Genomic DNA, 13,947 nt, shown 5'->3' on the forward strand with positions numbered 1-13,947 from the left:
CTAGCGCTTCTTGTTCGTCTTGCGGCGGCGGACGATGTACTTGCTCGAAGCCTTCTTCGGCGAGCGAGTACGACCCTCCTTCTGACCCCACGGGGAGACCGGGTGACGACCACCGGAGGTCTTACCCTCACCACCACCGTGCGGGTGGTCGACCGGGTTCATCGCGACACCGCGGACGGAGGGGCGAACGCCCTTCCAGCGCATACGGCCGGCCTTGCCCCAGTTGATGTTCGACTGCTCGGCGTTGCCGACCTCGCCGATCGTGGCGCGGCAGCGGACGTCGACCAGGCGAACCTCGCCCGACGGCATACGCAGGTGGGCGTACTGGCCCTCCTTCGCCAGCAGCTGCACGGAAGCACCGGCAGAACGGGCGAACTTGGCGCCACCACCGGGACGGAGCTCGATCGCGTGGATCGTGGTACCGACCGGGATGTTGCGGAGCGGGAGGTTGTTACCCGGCTTGATGTCGGCGCCAGGGCCGTTCTCAATCCGGTCGCCCTGGCTCAGCTTGGCCGGGGCGATGATGTAGCGCTTCTCGCCGTCTGCGTAGTGCAGGAGCGCGATGCGCGCGGTGCGGTTCGGGTCGTACTCGATGTGAGCGACCTTGGCCGGCACGCCGTCCTTGTCGTGACGACGGAAGTCGATCACGCGGTAGGCGCGCTTGTGGCCACCACCCTGGTGGCGAACAGTGATCCGACCGGTGTTGTTACGGCCGCCCTTGCTGTGCAGCGGGCGAACCAGCGACTTCTCCGGCGTGGACCGCGTGATCTCGACAAAGTCGGCGACGCTGGAGCCACGACGGCCCGGGGTCGTCGGCTTGTACTTGCGGATACCCATTTCTCAGTCCTCGTCCGATTCCGGACGACTAGACCCCCGTTAGGAGGCCTGGCCGCCGAAGATGTCGATTCGGTCGCCCTCAGCGAGGGTCACGATGGCGCGCTTGGTGTCAGCGCGCTTGCCGAAACCGGTCTTGGTGCGCTTGCGCTTACCCTGACGGTTGATCGTGTTGACCCCGGTGACCTTGACCGAGAAGACCGCTTCCACAGCCTGCTTGATCTGGGTCTTGTTCGAGCCCGGCGCGACGATGAACGTGTACTTGTTCTCGTCGAGCAGCGCGTAGCTCTTCTCCGAGACAACCGGCTTGATCAGCAGGTCGCGCGGGTCGTTGAAGGTCTTGCTGGTAACGGTCGCGTCAGACATTACGCGTCGCTCCCTTCGGTCTCGTCGGCCTTGGGGCCAGACACGAAGGACTCGAAAGCGGCCTGAGTGAAGACCACGTCATCAGAGACGATCACGTCGTACGTGTTCAGCTGGCCCGGCTCCAGGATGTGCACCTGGGGCAGGTTGCGGGCGGACAGCCACGCAGCCTCGTCGGCGCGGTCGACGACCAGGAGCAGGTTCTTGCGCTCCGAGATCTTGCCGAACAGCGTCTTGGCGGCCTTCGTGGAGGCGGCACCCTCGACCACGCCGGTGATGACGTGGATGCGGGAGTGACGCGCACGGTCCGACAGGGCACCGCGGAGAGCGGCGGCCTTCATCTTCTTCGGGGTCCGCTGCGAGTAGTCACGCGGCTGCGGGCCGTGGACGACGCCACCGCCGACGAACTGCGGAGCGCGGGTCGAACCCTGACGGGCGCGGCCGGTGCCCTTCTGGCGGTACGGCTTGCGGCCACCACCACGGACTTCGCCGCGACGCTTGGTCTTGTGCGTGCCCTGACGGGCAGCAGCCAGCTGAGCGACAACGACCTGGTGGATCAGCGGAACGCTGGTCTTGGCGTCGAAGATCTCCGCGGGGAGTTCAACGGTACCGGCCTTGTCGCCTGCCGGCGAAAGGATGTCAATGGTGCTCATTACCTCAAGCCCCCTTGGCCGCGGTACGGACCAGGACGAGGCCGCCGTTCGGACCGGGGACCGCACCCTTGATGAGGAGCAGACCCTTCTCCGCGTCAACCGCGTGGATGGTCAGGTTCTGGGTGGTGACGCGCTCGTTACCCATACGACCGGCCATGCGCATGCCCTTGAAGACACGCCCAGGGGTGGCGCAGCCACCGATCGAACCGGGGGAGCGGTGCTTGCGCTGGACGCCGTGACCGGCACCGAGGCCCTTGAAGTTGTGACGCTTCATGACACCGGCGAAGCCCTTGCCCTTGCTGTTGCCCGTGACGTCAACCTTGACGCCCGACTCGAACACAGCGGCGGTGATCTCCTGGCCGAGCGTGTACTCGCTGGCGTCGGAGGTGCGGAGCTCCACCAGGTGGCGGCGCGGGGTGACGTCGGCCTTGGCGAAGTGGCCCTTGAGGGGCTTGTTCACCTTGCGCGGGTCGATCTCGCCGAAGGCGATCTGGACCGACTCGTAGCCGTCGACATCGTTCTTACGGACCTGGGTAACGACGCAAGGTCCGGCCTTGACCACGGTCACCGGGACGACACGGTTGTTCTCGTCCCAGACCTGGGTCATGCCGAGCTTCTCGCCCAGGACGCCCTTGATCTGCTTTGCCATCTTCTCCGTGCCTCTCAGAGCTTGATCTCGATGTCAACGCCGGCCGGAAGGTCCAGGCGCATCAGCGAGTCAACGGTCTTGGGCGTCGGGTCGAGGATGTCGATCAGGCGCTTGTGCGTGCGCATCTCGAAGTGCTCGCGCGAGTCCTTGTACTTGTGCGGCGACTTGATGACGCAGTACACGTTCTTCTCAGTGGGCAGCGGCACCGGGCCCGCGACCGACGCACCAGTGCGCGTCACCGTCTCGACGATCTTCTTCGCCGAGGAATCGATGACCTCGTGGTCGTAGGCCTTGAGCCGGATGCGGATCTTCTGTCCCGCCATGGCTACTCCGTAGTCCTGTCTGTTGTGGAAACGCTCTGGCTCCCGGTCGGCTGCGGATTTCTCCGCAGCTCCTCCTCCGACCCACGCGGTCGGGCGTGTCGCACTCCCTCCAAAGAAATTTCCATAGGAAATTCCCTGCCAAGGGGGTGCGGTCCCAAGACCGCGCATCGGGGGAGAAACACCCACCGAGCGCCTGGCTTACTCCGTGCTGACACTTCCCAGAAGATTCCCGTACGTCCGCCCCAGTGCTGCCCCGGAGGGCAGATGAAGGCGACGAGTACTGTGGGACTCGCTTCCGGTCCTCCCGGCGGGAGGCGCGCAGCATCGGCACTCAGCCGAGCAACTTGAGTAGTCTGCCATACCCGACACGTATGGCGCCAATCGGGCGCAGAACAATACCCCGTCGCACTGCGTGGTCAAACCGCACCACGCAGCGCCGCGCCGTGGCCTGCCCGGGGCCCGTCCGAGGCCCGTCCGGGGCCTGCCGGGGCCGGGGTCAGGACCTGGAGACGGTCCCGCAGTCCTTCGGCAGCTCGTCCAGCGTCGCGCTCCGGTCGTACGGGTCCGTGACCGACCCGGTCGGGCTCGGCCCCGTACGCACGTCGGTGGCGAACCTCGGGTGCAGGTAGCCGCTCCCGTCCCGGGTGCAGTCGTCGTTGCCCGCGCTCTCCTTCCACTCCACGAGCTGCAGCGTGCCGTCGGTCGCCCGCCAGTGCTTCGGGTCGTGGTACGCCGTCGTCACGGTGCGCCGGACGATCGTGCGGGCCACCTCGTCGGAACCGCCCTTCGCCCGTACGACCGGGTAGACGAAGGTGTAGTCGGCGTGGACGAGGACCTCGCCCTCCGTGCCGCCCTCGACGGTCATCCGGCCCCGGGTCTTGACGACCCCGCCGTGGAAGCGGACCTCCGCCGGGTCGAAGCGGCTGAAGAGGAACAGGGGGTTGTCCTCCGTCGAGGGCTTCACCAGCGCCCGCTCCATGCGGTCCTTGACATCGCCCTGCAGCGGGTCCAGGAGGCCCAGGGCGACCTCGGGCCGTCCCCCGCCCAGGACCGCCGGGTCCAGGTTCGAGGCGATGAGCAGGTCCCGGGTGCGGGCCAGCAGGGACGCGACCTCTTCCTGGGGGATCCCGTTCACCGCGGTGGCGGGCGGCAGCTCGATGCCGGCGGCGCCGTCCGCCCACTGGAGGGCCGGGGAGCCGCGGAAGGGCTCCTTCAGGGTCGGCCGGTCCGGGTCCACCGGCCCCGGAGCCGCGGTCGGCCGTGCGGTCTCGCCGGGCAGCGGGGCGAAGCTCGCGGCCCGGCCGGACGCCTCCCGGTCCCCCTCCCCGGTCAGCTTGTCGACCAGCAGCTCGGGCCGCAGGGCGACCATCGCGAGCCCCGCGACGAAGACGATGGCCAAGGTGGCCTTGATCCGCCGCTTGGCCTTGCCCCGGCCCTGCATCTCCTGCCAGGCAGGCCCGGTCCGCCAGCCGGGCGGATCGGCGGGTACGGACCTGCCGCGGCGCCCGAACCGCCCGCGGGCGGCGGCGGCCCGCTGCTCGTCCTCGCGGCGCAGCCGCTCCGTCACCATCCGGGCCCGCGCCGAAGGCTCCTTGGGCGCCTCCCCGGTCCCCCGCTCGGCGTCCCGCACGAACCGCGCCCACTCGTCGTCGGACACGCCGGATCCGCTCCCGCCGTGGCTGTCGTCGTTTGTCATGCTCCACCCCCGTGATCTTTGTGAGCGGAGCCTCTCACAGCCCCTGACCAGCCCGAGGACGACCCCGGGGAACCCCCTGGCAGGACCAGCACCCGCAATGATCGATCCACCGGAGCGGCCTTCTACGCTGCCGTTTCGAGCGCGGGGGTGGGACATGAGCGGTGACGACGGTAACGACGCGTCGAAGGACCTGGCGGTGGATCCGGTGGCCGTCGAACAGGTGCTGAGCGGCTTGAGGGCGACGACGGCGGAGCTGGGCGAGATCGGCGGCATCCAGGCGTCCTCGGCGGGCGCTTCGTTCGGCGCGGGCTTCGGCGGCCTGGCCCTGACCGGCATGGAGGCGGGCCACCCGGCGCTCACCTCGGCCTTCGAGGACTTCTGCGGGCGCTGGGAGTGGGGGGTACGGGCACTCGTCCAGGGCAACCCGTACGAGCCGGACCTCGGCCCGGAGGCCGACCGTCGCGCCGCCGAGGACGTCGACGGCTACAACGCGGCGCTCGACGCCAAGGCGGACCCGCTCCCGCCGCGCCCCACGGGCTTCAGCGACCCGGGCGCGGAGGGGGTCAAGGCCGCGCACGACAAGCTGGCCGAGGCCCGTCGGCAGCGCGACGGCGCCTCCCGCACGGCGGTCACGGCCCTGGAGGCGGCGCGCGACGCGGCGCCACCGATGCCGTCGTTCGCTGAACAGCAGGTCAGCAACATGGCCCTGACCTCGCTCAACGCGGGCCACGTCGCGGGCGGCGTCATCAAGGGCACGGCGGGCCTGGTCAACTTCGTCCGTGCCCTGGACCCGCACGACCCATACAACCTCGCGCACCCCGCCGAATACCGGATGCGGCTGAACCAGACGGCCGCCGGACTGCTCGTCTCGGCGAACGACCCGCTCGCCACCGGCAAGGCGATGGTCGACGAATTCGCGAAGGATCCGGGCGAGGGCATCGGCAAGCTGATCCCCGAGATCATCGGAGCGAAGGGCGCGGGGCGGACTACCGCTGGTATTCAGCCGAACTTTCGAATCCTCCTAGCGCTCGGGCCGCTGGTTCGGTCCCACCTGGGCCTCCACCGTCGACCAGCGCCTGGAGATCGATACCGAGGGCGTGATCCTCGTCCGCGCGGACGGCAGCCTCCTCTCCTATCCGCACCCGGCGCCGGGGGTACCCGTACTCCCGGCCCTCGGACAACGCTGGCCCCTGACCCGCGACCCGGACGGCTGCTACACGTTCACCGACCCCGAGAGCGGCCAGGTGCGCCACTTCTCGCCCGAGGGCCTGCTGACCCAGCAGGACGACCGCTCGGGCGCGTGGATCTCGTACGCCTACGAGGAGACGACGGGTGCGCCGCTGCGCATCACCCACAGCGGCGGCTACGAGGTGACCCTGGCCTCGGCCGAAGGCCGAATAACCGGCCTGAGCACGGCGGGCACCGAGATCCTGCGCTTCGGCTACGACGAGCTGGGCCGGATCACGTCCTGGACCGACACCAACGAGCGTCGCTTCGACTACGTGTACGACGACCGTCACCGCTGCGTGGCCCAGTCCGGCGCCAACGGGCACCTGAACATCCGGTTCGCCTACGAGGACGGCCTGCCCGGAGAAAGCCTGACCACCCTCACGGACTCGCTGGGCCACCGCACGCGGTACGGGGTGGACGACCGGGCCCGGGTCGTGTCGGAAACGGATCCGACCGGCGCGACCACCCACTTCTCGCACGACCTCTGGGGTCGGCTCCTGTCCCGTACGGATCCGCTGGGGCACACCACCCGCTTCGAGTGGAGCGAGGAGGGGCGTCCGCTCGCGGTCATCCGTCCGGACGGCCGCGCGACGCGGGCGCAGTACGACGCCCGCGGCCTGCCGGTGAAGGTGCTGAACCCGGACGGCACGACGGTCCGCCAGACGTACGACGCGCGGGGCCGCCGGACCTCGGTCACCGGCACGTCCGGCGTCACGACCCGCTTCGCCCACGACGCGCGGGGCCACCTGTCGGCCGTGACGGACGCGCTGGACGCGACGACGACGGTGCGTTCGGACGCCGCGGGCCTGGTCGTGTCGACCACGGACCCGCTGGGCGCGACCACGACGTACGAGCGCGATGCCTTCGGCCGCCCGGTCGCGGTGACGGACCCCCTGGGCCGCACCACGCACCTCACGTGGAGCGTGGAGGGCCGCCTGCTGCGCCGCGCGTACGCGGACGGCAGCGCCGAGTCGTGGACGTACGACGGCGAGGGCAACTGCCTGACCCACACGGACGCGGCGGGCGGGGTGACGGTCTCCGAGTACGGGGACTTCGACCTGTTGGTGGCCCGTACCGGCCCGGACGGGGCCCGGTACGGGTTCGCGCACGATACGGAGCTGCGCCTGACGGGCGTGACCAACCCGCAGGGCCTGGTGTGGAGTTACCACTACGACCCGGCGGGCCGGCTCGCCTCGGAATCGGACTTCGACGGCCGCGCCCTGGCCTACGGCCACGACCCGGCGGGCCGGCTCGTCTCCCGCACGAACGCGCTGTCCGAGGTCACCCGCTACGAGCACAACGCCCTGGGCCAGGTCACGGAGAAGCGGACTCCGGCCGGCTCGACGGCGTACGAGTACGACGTATCGGACCAGCTGGCCTCGGTGACCTCACCGGATTCCACCCTCACCTGGCTGCGCGACCGCGCGGGCAGGATCCGCTCGGAGACGGTCGACGGCCGCACGCTGAGCTACGCGTACGACGCCCTGGGCCGCCGCAGCGCCCGTACGACGCCCAGTGGCGCACGGTCCGAGTGGACGTACGACGCGGCGGGGCGGAACACGGCCCTGACGACCTCCGGCCGCACCCTGACCTTCACCCACGACGCGGCGGGCCAGGAGCTGGCGCGCACGATCGGCGCCGTAACCCTCGCCCAGGAGTACGACTCCCACAGGAAGAACTCTCAACCCTGTACCACTACACGAACGAGAAAGGATACACCGGGATATTCGACAGTAAGGAATTGCGCGCCTCAATCAATGAGCACAACCCCAAGGACGCCAGGTTCGGTGACGGTCAATACTTGTCGGATATAGCTCCCGGCACGAAAACGTGTGGACAGCTATCCGCCGCATTCATCCGCGCACCCTGGGGTGGGGCGAGATTCACCCACTTCATCGAGGCCAACGTGAGCGACCTCGCCGTCATGCGTTCCGCAGAACGCCCTGACGTGTACGTCATCTTGAACGACGGACCACTGAGCATCGCCGGCCGGATCGTCCGACACGGAGAAAGCTAGACCATGGAATATTGGCGAGTTGAATGGCTGACCGGGGCGGACGAGGATCCGGCGACCATTTGGAGTGAAATCCGAGGCGATGGGTACGAAGCCCGCAAGGTGCATCGGTACCGAGACGGGAGATTCCTGCGCAGTGACGAGTACCACGAATCGCGAGAAATGGGCCTGAGCGAGGTCCCGGTCGGCGACATTGAAGAAATCAACAACCTGCCTGACTTCGCGGCCACATCGGTGACGCGGGAAGATTTCGAAGAAGCATGGCGAGACGCCGTCTGGTGCTCCCCCTAAGGGCTGTCCCGTAAATGATCTTCTCGCCGCCTCGGGCATGACGAACCGCCGTGCGGCCCGCTTGCCATCGTGAGGTTAGTTCGCCAGTAGGCCGCGACCAGCAGTGCCCGGCCCTCCAGCGGAAGACCCCACGGCCGGCCCTTGCGGACCGCATCCGCACCGTCGCGCCGCAGAACCGTTACCAACCTCCCGAAGGCGCGAGGGCTCAGCCCGGAGAACGGAGCTATTCAGGAAGATTCCGACGCCGTGATCACAAGCCATACCAAGATCGTTTCATGGGTGGCTGGTGACTCGGACTGCCTCTCAGCTGCCGCTCAGCGGAGACACCCACGTGGGGTCGTGTCGGGATCTCCTCGTGAGGTGGGCCAGGAGGTGCTCCGCCGCGAGGGAGGCAGTGTCTTGCGGCGCCCCGACTGCGGTCAGGGCGGCGATGAGACGTGCTGATGCTGTTTCCGGCACGTCCGGGTCGGTGAGGAGGGGAAGCAGCAGCAGGAGGCGGGTGGCTGGGTCCTGGACGCCTTCGTCCGCAAGGGACGGGCTGTCAGCGATCCGGATCAGTTCGTGCCATGTCAGCCCAGCGCCCGAGAAGTCTCCGTCCCAGCTGGCGACCTGCTCGGCGTTGCTTCTGCCTGGATGGGTGAGGAGGTAGTCGGTGCCGTAGTCGCCATCCAGGTTGCGGTAGATCACCACGGCTCCGGGGCCGTCTTCTGTCGGCACCCTGAACGCTGGCCAGCGCTCAGGATCGAAGAGGACCTCTGACAAGGCATCGACATCAGCGCCGTCCTCGCCGAACCACTCTGGAACCGGGCGCTCGGGACACCCCCCGTCGCCGCACATCACCAGGAGGTAGTTCGACCAGAAGCCCGGGTGGGCCAGTAGTGACTCGCCCGGCACCAACGGGCCGCCGACGTCGTATCCCTTGATCAGCACCCCTCGATCCTGTCACCAGCCACTGACACGGTCCGATCCGGGATCGGCAAGGGGGCGCCGTCCATATACGGGACAGCTCTTAGACGTCGTTTCCTTTGGCGTGATCGTTCGTTGCACCGTGCGTGACGGATCTGGTTGAGCGGCTCGTGCCGGACGAATTGTGGGTCCTGTTTCGGCGGGTGGTACCGCCAACGGAGGTCATACGCCCGCAGGGCGGCGGCCGGCGTCGAGCGGGTGACCGCGAAGCCTTTGCCGCGATCGTCTTCGTGGCGACGTCGGGCTGCACTTGGCGGCAGCTGCCGCCGGTGTTCGGCCCGGCCTGGCAGACGGTCTACCGGCGCTTCGCCCAGTGGAGCCGGGCCCGTGTCTGGGCCCGGCTCCACCGTGTCATCCTCGACGAACTCGGCGCCCGCGGGGAACTCGACTGGTCGCGGTGCGCGATCGATTCGGTCAGTATGCGGGCTGCAAAAGGGGGCCTCTGACGGGACCGAATCCGACCGACCGAGGCAAGTTGGGATCGAAGATCCATCTGCTCACGGACCGGAACGGACTGCCGCTGTCGATGGGTATCTCCGGTGCGAACATGCACGACAGCCTCGGTCTTGAACCGCTCGTGCGGGGTATCCCGCCGATCCGGTCCCGGCGAGGGCCTCGCAGGCGGCGGCCCGGCAAGCTCCACGCAGACAAGGGCTACGACTACGACCACCTGCGGCGCTGGCTCCGTAAACGCGGCATCCGCCACCGCATCGCCCGCAAAGGAATCGAGTCCTCGCAACGACTGGGCCGCCACAGGTGGGTCGTCGAACGGACCGTGTCCTGGCTCGCCGGCTGCCGTCGGCTCCACCGCCCCTACGAGCGCAAGGCCGAACACTTCCTCGCCTTCGTCGGCATAGTCGCAGCCCTCATCTGCCACCGCAGACTCGTCCGTGTGGACGAGCAGGAACAGTCAGAGTGAGGCCCCGACACTGGCGACCCAGACACCGACCGGCATGATCTCCGGCTCAGTGCCGGTCTTCACCGAGACGCTCTGCACGTCATCCAGATCCGACCAGGCGATGCAGCCTCGCTCGCTGTCGGCCAGAAAGCCCTCGACGACCGGCCCGAGGTCGTCGGAAGTCACATAGGTACCGGTGAACGGCAACGCATCCGGGGGTACAGAACCGGTCGAGCACCGAAGCTGCCCGGCCTGTTCGTCGTGCCACACGTAGAACGTCGCCACGCCGGGAAAGCCCAGATCTCGAATGTGTTCCCGGATGGCAGCAGCAGTCCGTTCGAAGGCAGCCACCACCGCGGCGACGGACAACGAACTTCTGTCCTCGTCCGCAGGACTCAGCGACCAGGTGTTGGTCTCCCACTCCACCCGCCGATCAGCCGGCTCCAAGGCCAGGGGCTCTGCCGCCACCTCAGCAATCCACGTCAACAGCACCACAGCAGTATCCTGCACAGCTCGGCGCGAAAACCACCAAAAGAAACGACGTCTTAGGCCGCACCATGATCCTGCCACCGCGTAGCGGAGTGCCCCCCTATGAGTGCGGGCAAGCCTCTGTGCGGTGGCGGAGACCGAAGCTGACTCTCGTAGAAGTGGGTGCGGAGGGGTTAGGCGCCCGGCTGAGGGGCGCTTAGCGGGCTATCGCTCGTTCGCGCGCAGCGGCTTGCATGAGGGGTCGCGAATGTCGTGGGACCAGCTGGAGGGCTGGGCGCCGGACGCCGGGTGCGGGGTGAACTGGTGGTCGCCGGCCTTGATGGGGCGGTCGCAGCAAACGCAGATCCGGCCGGTGGCCGGCACCTCGGCGGTCACAGCTGCTCCAGGGTGCTCGGGGCCGCGGTGAACTCCAGGCCGTCGGCGCCACGGACGTACGCGGTCCGCGTGTACGTCTGCTCACCGGCGACCACGTCGACGCACTCCTCGACGACGGCCATCAGCCGGCCTTCGCGCAGCGATTTCGTGTCAACGCCCGGTTCAGGGCGGCCCGCCAGGCCGCGGGCTACCGGACCCAGCAGGAACTGGTCGATGCCCTGGCGGCCCGCGGGCTCCACATCGGCCTGCGCCAGGCCCGCCGGTACGAAGGGGAGAACCCGCCCCTGCCGAACCCGGAAGTACGTCAGGCGCTGGTCGACCTCCTCGGGCGCACCCTCGACGAACTCGGTTTCAACGTGCCGTCCGGTACCGGCCCCCTGCCCGCCAAGAGCCTCATCGCCCCCGCGAACCGCGGCCCGATCCGTACTCCCGGTCCGCCACAACCCGCCAGCGTCGGAGGCGACTTCCTCGCCGTCACCCGCGCCCACCGTCGCCTGTACTGGACGGTGACGCCCGCGATGCTGCACCCGGCCGTAGCCGCGCACGCCACCCTCGGCGGCCAACTGCTCGACGCGACCACCGGCCGCACCCGGCAGACGCTCGCGGCCTCCCTCGCGGAAAGCTGGCTCCTGGCCGGCCGCATCGAGTTCTTCGACCTCCGCGAACCCGACCGGGCGGGCGACACGTGGGTGCGCGCGCTCCAGGCAGCCGGGGAAGCCGACGACGCCCTGCTCGGCGCCGCGGTCCTCGCCCACATGGCGTTCATCCCCGGGTGGGCCGGGCAGCAAGCAGCTGCGACCGAGCGCATGGTGGCAGCCCGTACCTATGCCCGCCGCGTTCAAGGGCAATACGCAATTGATCGCCGGGCACCTGCCGCAAGCGCGCGAGACGCTGCTGCGCGTACTCGACGAACTGCCCGGGGACGCCGACAAGCGACGCACGGTCGTCCTCGGCGACCTCGGTGCGGTCGAGGCCGCTGCCGGACGCGCGGAGGACGCGGCCCGGTACGCCCTCCGCGCGTTGGAACTGCTGGAGACGCACTGGTACGCCACCGGGCTGGAGCGGGTCCGCGAGGTGCGGCGCGCACTCGGACCGTGGGAGCACGAGGAGTACGTGCGTGACCTCGACGACCGGCTCTACGCCTGGGGTGCGGTGGTCAGCGCAGTCGCCTGTTGAACTCGGCGATGCGGGGGGACAGCTCTGCGAGGCTCTCGATGCGGAACGTCGGCAGCTCGCGCGCCTCGGCGGTGTCCCACTGGATCGTGGCCCACGGGCCCCGGCGGACGAGCGCGGTGTGCATCCCCGCCTGCTTGCCGGGGCGGAGGTCGTTGTCGACGCGGTCGCCCACGTACAGGATCTCCGACGGCTCGGCGGGGACGACCGCGGTGACCCGCTCGAAGAACTCGGGGTCAGGCTTCGACGCGCCCCAATCGTCCGAGGTACCGATCAGGTCCACGTCCTTGGTGAACAACTCGCGCAGCAGTCCACCGGCGCGCACGGTCTGGTTCCCGGCGATGGCGAGCCAGAGTCCGTCCGCGCGGAGCCGGGCGAGCGCGGGCCGCACGTCCGGGTAGAGGTCGTCCTCGCCGAACCATTCCGGCTTGCCCGCGGCGACCCGCGCCTCCCGCTCGGTCGCCAGGTCGAAGCCGGGCTTGAACGACTCGAAGACCTCTCGATAGTCGCGGCCCTGTGCGATCACGGCCCCGAACATCGCTGCGAACGTGTGGCGCGGTACGCCGAGCCAGTCGGCCCACGTGCCGTACTCCCGGGTCTCGTCCACGAGGCACTCGCCGACGTCGAAAACCACAGCGCGAATCGTCATCGCCGCAGCGTAGTAATCAGGAAGGAGCCGTGCGCAGGCAGCCGCATCGCGGGTTTCCGCGTGGCGGTCAGGTTGGTTGTGTAAGGGGTTAGTACTGGGGAAGCGAAAGGCCTCCGCCAAGCCCCTCCAGCCTCCCGGCCGAGGGTGCGGCGGGGTGTAGCTCACATGGGTGAACGGCGCCAACTGGGCTGGCTTTCATGGGGGTTCGCTGGCATATGCTCGGCGCGACAAGTCCAGACATGCGTCGGCCCCCGGCGGGAGTGCAATCCCGGGCGGGGGCCTGACCAGCAAGGAAGTAGCGCTTCCCGATGGGTATTCAGAAGCTTAACGTGCGCCCGCGCGCCTCGTCCCGTAATGGCGACGGGAGTCCCCGGTACGGGGTCACCCACGTCAACATCCGGCACACCCGCCGCTTCACCGTGGTGGGCAACCACCTCGCCCAGCACGACGAGATGTCCCTGATCGGCATCGGCCTCGGCACGCACATCCAGTCACTGCCGGCCGGCACGCCCGTCGGCATCAAGGACCTCGCCGCGCGGTTCCCCGAGAGCGAGTACCGGATCGCCCGGGCGCTGCGGGAGCTGGAGGAGCACGGGTACCTGGAGCGCACCCGGGACCGGCTGCCCGGCGGGCAGGTGGTCACGCGGACCGTGTTCTACAACCGGCCCGGGTACGCCGTCCCCGAGGAGGAAGCCGGGCGGGGAGCAGGGCCGGAAGCGGAGCCCGTGGCGACCGAGCCCGTCGTGGCGGAGGACGCGGCGCCACCGGTGGCGGTCGCCACCCAGCTGCCGCCGCTCCCCCGGCCCGCCGGCCCGGCCAGCGCCGCGCGCAGGGACGCGGCCGAGCGGGTGCTCGTAGGGCTGCGCGGGGTGGATCCGCGGTTGCTGCTCGGGGAGCGGGACGTCGAGCGGCTCGCGCCCGCGGTCGAGGCCTGGCTGGAGCGCGGGGCCTCGCCGGACGCCGTGACCGCCGCGCTCACCCTCCACCTGCCGCCCCGCCCGCGGAACCCGGCCGGGCTGATCGCCTACCGGCTCACCACGCAGATTCCGCCCGAGAGGGTGGCTGGCTCAGACCGGGCGCCGATGCCCCCGGTGCTGCCGATGCAGACCTGCGAGCGGTGCGACCTGGCCTACCGCGGAGCGGAACCGGGCTGCTGCAAGGGATGTAGCTAGCTCCTGCGTATGCCTTCCGCGAGTTCGCCCGCCAGGGACCGTACGGCGGCCAGCCCGGACTCCAGGTCCGGGGCGTCGAGGAGGAGCTTGACGAAGGCCGAGCCGACGATCACGCCGTCCGCGAAGACCGCGACCTCCTTCGCCTGCACCGCGTTCGAGACACCCAGACCGA

At 69.3% G+C, this 13,947-nt stretch carries 15 protein-coding genes and 5 pseudogenes; 8 read left to right on the forward strand and 12 right to left on the reverse strand.

Translation table 11 applies throughout. The features are described 5' to 3' along the window. The 6 genes from rplB to ACIQWR_RS23300 all read right to left on the reverse strand — a co-directional run bounded on the left by rplB (nt 1) and on the right by ACIQWR_RS23300 (nt 4,518). Nucleotides 1–837, reverse strand: a complete 837-nt coding sequence (gene rplB / locus ACIQWR_RS23275) for a 50S ribosomal protein L2 (RefSeq protein WP_404012585.1) — start codon at nt 835–837, stop codon at nt 1–3. Nucleotides 838–876: 39 nt separating this feature from the next. Next, complete coding sequence (rplW, locus tag ACIQWR_RS23280; RefSeq protein WP_215143989.1) at nt 877–1,200, reverse strand: 50S ribosomal protein L23; 324 nt, start codon at nt 1,198–1,200, stop codon at nt 877–879. Continuing rightward, nucleotides 1,200–1,850: a 50S ribosomal protein L4 gene (gene rplD, locus ACIQWR_RS23285; protein WP_030725940.1), complete on the reverse strand. Its 651-nt coding sequence runs from the start codon at nt 1,848–1,850 to the stop codon at nt 1,200–1,202. Before rplD ends, rplW begins: the two co-directional genes overlap by 1 nt. A 4-nt stretch (nt 1,851–1,854) precedes the next feature. Next, the gene (gene rplC / locus ACIQWR_RS23290; protein ID WP_404012588.1) at nt 1,855–2,499 is read right to left on the reverse strand and encodes a 50S ribosomal protein L3; all 645 of its coding nucleotides are present in this window, start codon (nt 2,497–2,499) and stop codon (nt 1,855–1,857) included. A gap of 14 nt (nt 2,500–2,513) precedes the next feature. Further along, entirely contained in the window at nt 2,514–2,822 is a 309-nt protein-coding gene (gene rpsJ / locus ACIQWR_RS23295; RefSeq protein WP_003948644.1) for a 30S ribosomal protein S10, read from the reverse strand. Between the two features lie 496 nt (nt 2,823–3,318). Next, complete coding sequence (locus tag ACIQWR_RS23300; protein ID WP_404012591.1) at nt 3,319–4,518, reverse strand: hypothetical protein; 1,200 nt, start codon at nt 4,516–4,518, stop codon at nt 3,319–3,321. Nucleotides 4,519–4,852: 334 nt separating this feature from the next. Here ACIQWR_RS23300 and ACIQWR_RS23305 point away from each other — a divergent pair. The 5 genes and pseudogenes from ACIQWR_RS23305 to ACIQWR_RS23325 form a co-directional block, all read left to right on the forward strand. After that, nucleotides 4,853–5,179: pseudogene (locus ACIQWR_RS23305) on the forward strand (putative T7SS-secreted protein); the annotation flags it as partial. Nucleotides 5,180–5,561: 382 nt separating this feature from the next. Continuing rightward, a pseudogene (locus tag ACIQWR_RS23310) lies at nt 5,562–6,056 on the forward strand (type IV secretion protein Rhs); the annotation flags it as partial. Beyond that, entirely contained in the window at nt 6,045–7,562 is a 1,518-nt protein-coding gene (locus tag ACIQWR_RS23315) for a hypothetical protein (RefSeq protein ID WP_404012639.1), read from the forward strand. The pseudogene ACIQWR_RS23310 and the gene ACIQWR_RS23315, both read left to right, overlap by 12 nt. Further along, nucleotides 7,496–7,765: pseudogene (locus tag ACIQWR_RS23320) on the forward strand (HYD1 signature containing ADP-ribosyltransferase family protein); the annotation flags it as partial. The gene ACIQWR_RS23315 and the pseudogene ACIQWR_RS23320, both read left to right, overlap by 67 nt. A 3-nt stretch (nt 7,766–7,768) precedes the next feature. Beyond that, on the forward strand, nt 7,769–8,053 hold the full coding sequence (locus ACIQWR_RS23325) for a DUF6881 domain-containing protein (protein WP_404012593.1): 285 nt from the start codon (nt 7,769–7,771) through the stop codon (nt 8,051–8,053). 65 nt (nt 8,054–8,118) lie between these two features. Here the strand turns inward: ACIQWR_RS23325 and ACIQWR_RS23330 are convergent. Both ACIQWR_RS23330 and ACIQWR_RS23335 read right to left on the reverse strand, forming a co-directional pair. Next, a pseudogene (locus ACIQWR_RS23330) lies at nt 8,119–8,280 on the reverse strand (IS5/IS1182 family transposase); the annotation flags it as partial. Nucleotides 8,281–8,356: 76 nt separating this feature from the next. Then, complete coding sequence (locus tag ACIQWR_RS23335; RefSeq protein ID WP_404012596.1) at nt 8,357–8,983, reverse strand: hypothetical protein; 627 nt, start codon at nt 8,981–8,983, stop codon at nt 8,357–8,359. Between the two features lie 131 nt (nt 8,984–9,114). Here ACIQWR_RS23335 and ACIQWR_RS23340 point away from each other — a divergent pair. Continuing rightward, nucleotides 9,115–9,938 (forward strand): IS5 family transposase gene (locus ACIQWR_RS23340; RefSeq protein ID WP_404012642.1). Its coding sequence is split into 2 segments (ribosomal slippage): nt 9,115–9,460 and nt 9,460–9,938, totalling 825 coding nucleotides; the frame shifts between segments, so codons are not numbered across the junction. On the opposite strand, the gene ACIQWR_RS23345 is transcribed toward ACIQWR_RS23340, so the two are convergent. After that, complete coding sequence (locus ACIQWR_RS23345) at nt 9,930–10,412, reverse strand: hypothetical protein (protein ID WP_404012599.1); 483 nt, start codon at nt 10,410–10,412, stop codon at nt 9,930–9,932. The two genes, ACIQWR_RS23340 and ACIQWR_RS23345, sit on opposite strands and share 9 nt — an antisense overlap. A 365-nt stretch (nt 10,413–10,777) precedes the next feature. Further along, nucleotides 10,778–11,020, reverse strand: a complete 243-nt coding sequence (locus ACIQWR_RS23350; RefSeq protein ID WP_404012602.1) for a hypothetical protein — start codon at nt 11,018–11,020, stop codon at nt 10,778–10,780. On the opposite strand from ACIQWR_RS23350, the pseudogene ACIQWR_RS23355 reads away from it, so the two are divergent. Next, a pseudogene (locus tag ACIQWR_RS23355) lies at nt 10,988–11,957 on the forward strand (transcriptional regulator). The gene ACIQWR_RS23350 and the pseudogene ACIQWR_RS23355 sit on opposite strands and share 33 nt — an antisense overlap. Here the strand turns inward: ACIQWR_RS23355 and ACIQWR_RS23360 are convergent. Continuing rightward, a complete protein-coding gene (locus ACIQWR_RS23360) occupies nt 11,938–12,603 on the reverse strand; it encodes an HAD family hydrolase (protein ID WP_404012605.1) in 666 nt (221 codons plus the stop codon). The pseudogene ACIQWR_RS23355 and the gene ACIQWR_RS23360 overlap by 20 nt on opposite strands. 308 nt (nt 12,604–12,911) lie before the next feature. Between ACIQWR_RS23360 and ACIQWR_RS23365 the strand changes: the two genes are divergently transcribed. Next, a complete protein-coding gene (locus tag ACIQWR_RS23365; protein WP_404012608.1) occupies nt 12,912–13,775 on the forward strand; it encodes a helix-turn-helix domain-containing protein in 864 nt (287 codons plus the stop codon). Here the strand turns inward: ACIQWR_RS23365 and ACIQWR_RS23370 are convergent. After that, the coding region (locus ACIQWR_RS23370) for a tryptophan synthase subunit alpha (protein ID WP_404012645.1) at nt 13,772–13,947 on the reverse strand (176 nt) is incomplete at its 5' end. The two genes, ACIQWR_RS23365 and ACIQWR_RS23370, sit on opposite strands and share 4 nt — an antisense overlap.

Source organism: Streptomyces sp. NPDC098789, from assembly GCF_044759975.1.
GTDB lineage: Bacteria > Actinomycetota > Actinomycetes > Streptomycetales > Streptomycetaceae > Streptomyces.

Excerpts from the sequence above, each read along its gene's own strand:
- ACIQWR_RS23360 (WP_404012605.1), bottom strand. The coding sequence starts at position 12,603 with ATGACGATTCGCGCTGTGGTTTTCGACGTCGGCGAGTGCCTCGTGGAC.
- ACIQWR_RS23365 (WP_404012608.1), top strand. The coding sequence starts at position 12,912 with ATGGGTATTCAGAAGCTTAACGTGCGCCCGCGCGCCTCGTCCCGTAAT.
- rplC (WP_404012588.1), bottom strand. The coding sequence starts at position 2,499 with ATGGCAAAGCAGATCAAGGGCGTCCTGGGCGAGAAGCTCGGCATGACC.
- rpsJ (WP_003948644.1), bottom strand. The coding sequence starts at position 2,822 with ATGGCGGGACAGAAGATCCGCATCCGGCTCAAGGCCTACGACCACGAG.
- ACIQWR_RS23300 (WP_404012591.1), bottom strand. The coding sequence starts at position 4,518 with ATGACAAACGACGACAGCCACGGCGGGAGCGGATCCGGCGTGTCCGAC.
- ACIQWR_RS23325 (WP_404012593.1), top strand. The coding sequence starts at position 7,769 with ATGGAATATTGGCGAGTTGAATGGCTGACCGGGGCGGACGAGGATCCG.
- rplW (WP_215143989.1), bottom strand. The coding sequence starts at position 1,200 with ATGTCTGACGCGACCGTTACCAGCAAGACCTTCAACGACCCGCGCGAC.
- rplD (WP_030725940.1), bottom strand. The coding sequence starts at position 1,850 with ATGAGCACCATTGACATCCTTTCGCCGGCAGGCGACAAGGCCGGTACC.
- rplB (WP_404012585.1), bottom strand. The coding sequence starts at position 837 with ATGGGTATCCGCAAGTACAAGCCGACGACCCCGGGCCGTCGTGGCTCC.